At 70.2% G+C, this 3206-nt stretch carries 2 protein-coding genes; both read left to right on the forward strand.

The features are described 5' to 3' along the window. On the forward strand, positions 1 to 2328 hold a 2328-nt coding region (locus A9X04_RS04435), incomplete at its 5' end, for an ATP-binding cassette domain-containing protein (RefSeq protein ID WP_197509042.1). 16 nt (positions 2329 to 2344) lie between these two features. Continuing rightward, positions 2345 to 3206: FHA domain-containing protein (locus tag A9X04_RS04440; protein WP_156764216.1), on the forward strand; the 862-nt coding region annotated here is incomplete at its 3' end.

A 3206-nucleotide genomic window follows, 5' to 3' on the forward strand; every position in this document is an offset into this window, starting at 1 on the left:
GCCCCGCCCGGCGCGCCGCCGGGTCCCGGGGGCCGTCGCCCAACTGGGCGTCGCCGCCGCGGCGACCGGAGGGGGCCCGGCCGGGGCGGCGGACCACGCCGTCCCACCCGGATGCGCCGCGACCGGTATGCCCATCGATTCGGTTTGCGGTGGGCGCCCGGCCATTCCCTGGTGGCGCCCGACCTCGAACGTCAGCTGCGGCCCGTCCGGATTCCCGATGTTGAGGCACTGGCCGTCGTGAATCTCGACCACCGGGCCCCGCCGCCACCGCCGAATTTCCCGCCGCATCCGCAGGTGTCCCCGCACACCGAGATGTCGCGCAGCGCCGCCAAGCCGCCCGAAGTGGCGAACCTGGCGACCAAGATGTTCCAGGCGCTGAGGCCTTCCCGAACCGGGTCGCTGCAGAAGCCTTCCGGCGCGCTGACGATCGGACGTGCCACCGACAACGACGTCGTCATCCAGGACGTCCTCGCGTCCCGGCATCACGCGTTCTTGACCCAGACGCCGCTGGGCACCGAGATCCGCGACGCCCACAGCGTCAACGGGACCTTCGTCAACGGCGTGCGGGTGGGGTCCGCGGTGCTGACCGAGGGCGACGTGGTCACCATCGGCAACGTCGACCTGGTGTTCACCCGCGGCGAGCTGCTCCGCCGCACCGAGGCCGCGACCCGCACCGGCGGCCTGGAGGTCAGCTCCGTCTGCTACACCGTCGACCAGAACAAGCAACTGCTCGACCACATCTCGCTGACCGCCCGGCCCGGAACGCTGACGGCCATCATCGGCGGTTCGGGTGCCGGCAAGACCACGCTGTCGCGGGTGATCGTGGGCTACACCAGCCCCACGTCGGGCTCGGTGACCTTCGAGGGCCACGACATCCACGCCGAGTACGCGACCATGCGCAGCAGGATCGGGATGGTCCCGCAGGACGACGTGGTGCATCGCCAGCTGACCGTGAACCAGGCGCTGAACTACGCCGCCGAGCTGCGACTGCCGCCGGACACCAGCAAGGCCGAGCGCGCCCAGGTCGTCGCCCAGGTCCTCGAGGAACTGGACATGACCAAGCACGCCGAGACCCGGGTGGACAAGCTGTCCGGCGGCCAGCGCAAGCGGGCCTCGGTGGCCCTCGAACTGCTCACCCAGCCGTCACTGCTGCTGCTCGACGAGCCGACGTCCGGCCTGGACCCGGCGCTGGACCGTCAGGTCATGCTGATGCTGCGCCAGCTCGCCGACGCCGGTCGCACGGTGCTGGTGGTGACCCACTCGGTGTCATACCTGGAAGTGTGCGACCAGATCCTGCTGATCGCGCCCGGCGGCAAGACCGCCTTCTGCGGCCCACCCGACCAGGTCGAGGCGGCCATGGGCACCCGCAACTGGGCCGACATCTTCGCCAAGGTGGGCGCCGACCCCGACGAGGCCAACCGCCGGTTCAAGGAGCGCAACCAGCAGTCTTCCCGGCCACCCTCCCCGCAAAGCCCGGCCGACCTGGGCGAGCCGCCGAAGACCGACCTGTGGCGGCAGCTGTCGACGATCGCCCGCCGCCAGGTTCGACTCGTCATATCCGACCGGGGCTACACGATCTTCCTGGCGGTCCTGCCGTTCCTCATCGGGGCGTTGTCGCTGACGGTGAAGGGCCCCCACCCCGGCCTCGGGCCGGCCGACCCGCTCGGCCCCGCGCCCACGCAGCCGCAGTACATCATGGTGCTGTTGAACATCGGCGCCGTGTTCATGGGGACCGCGCTGACCATCCGCGATCTGATCGGCGAGCGCCCGATCTTCCGGCGGGAGCAGGCCGTCGGCCTGTCCACCTCCGCCTACCTGCTGGCCAAGATCGCGGTGTTCTGCGTCTTCGCGACGCTGCAGGCGGCGATCGCGACCATCATCGTCCGGCTGGGCAAGGGGGCGCCGACCGCGCACCCGCCCTTCTTCGGCAACTCCACGTTCTCACTGTTCGTCACCGTCGCCGGCACCTGTGTGGCGTCAGCAATGCTGGGCCTGTTGTTGTCGGCCGTGGCGCAGTCCAACGAACAGATCATGCCGCTGCTCGTGGTGTCGATCATGTCGCAGCTGGTGTTCTCCAGCGGCATGATTCCCGTCTACCAGCGGTTCGGCCTCGAGGAGCTCGCCTGGCTGACGCCCGCGCGCTGGGGTTACGCGGCGGGCGCCTCGTCGATCGACTTTCCGTCGCTGGTGAAGGTCAAACAGATCCCGACCAACGACCCGATCTGGCAGCACTCGAAACACATCTTCGTGTTCGACATGGCCATGCTGGCATTCCTGTCCGTCGCCTACACCGGGTTCGTCCGGTGGCACATCAGGCTGAAACGCTGAGCCCGCGGCCGGTGCGATGACGCAAGCCGCCGAGCCCGTGCTGACCGTTCGATCCGACCGATCGAAGGGCAGCTTCGCGGCCGGCCGCGACGTGGTGGTCGGCAGCGACCTGCGCGCGGACCTGCGGGTGGCGCACCCCCTGATCGCGCGCGCACACCTGCTGCTGCGCTTCGATCACGGCAAGTGGGTTGCGCTGGACAATCGTTCGCTGAACGGGATCTATCTCAACGGCCAGCGGGTCCCGCTGGTCGACATCGTGGACGGCCAGACCCTCAACATCGGCAAGCCCGACGGCCCGCGGATCACGTTCGAAATCGGCCACCACACCGGGACAGTGGGCATGCTCCCGCCGACCACGGAGTCGATCCCCGTCATCACACCGCCCGTCGATGCCCGCCGCGCGCCGCCGGCCGGCCAGCGGCCACCGGCCCCGCCGCAGCCGCGCCCCTGGCAAGGCCCGAACCGCACCACCGCCGTGCCGATCGTGCGACCCGACGCGGCGACGCGGTCGGTGCGGCAGTCCGCTGGGCCGCCCGAGCTGAACCAGCCCACCCAGATCGGCGTGAGCGGCCAGGTGGCGGAGTTCCCGACCACGCGGGTGAAGAACCTGGGGCCCGAATCCGAGCGGGTAACCGACCGGCCGGGCCGCGCCGCGTGGATCGGCCGCGCGCTCGACAACGACATCGTCATTCACGACGTGCTGGCCTCGCGCCATCACGCGTTTCTGACGCCGACGCCGGCGGGCCCCGAGATCCGCGACGCCAACAGCAGCAACGGAACCTTCGTCAACGGGGTCAAAGTGGCGTCGGCGGTGCTGTCCGAGGGCGACGTGGTGACCATCGGGAACGTCGACCTGGTGTTCTCCGGCGGGATCCTGG

The sequence above is a fragment of the Mycobacterium sp. E3247 genome, from assembly GCF_001667785.1.
In the GTDB taxonomy this organism is placed as follows: Bacteria; Actinomycetota; Actinomycetes; order Mycobacteriales; family Mycobacteriaceae; genus Mycobacterium.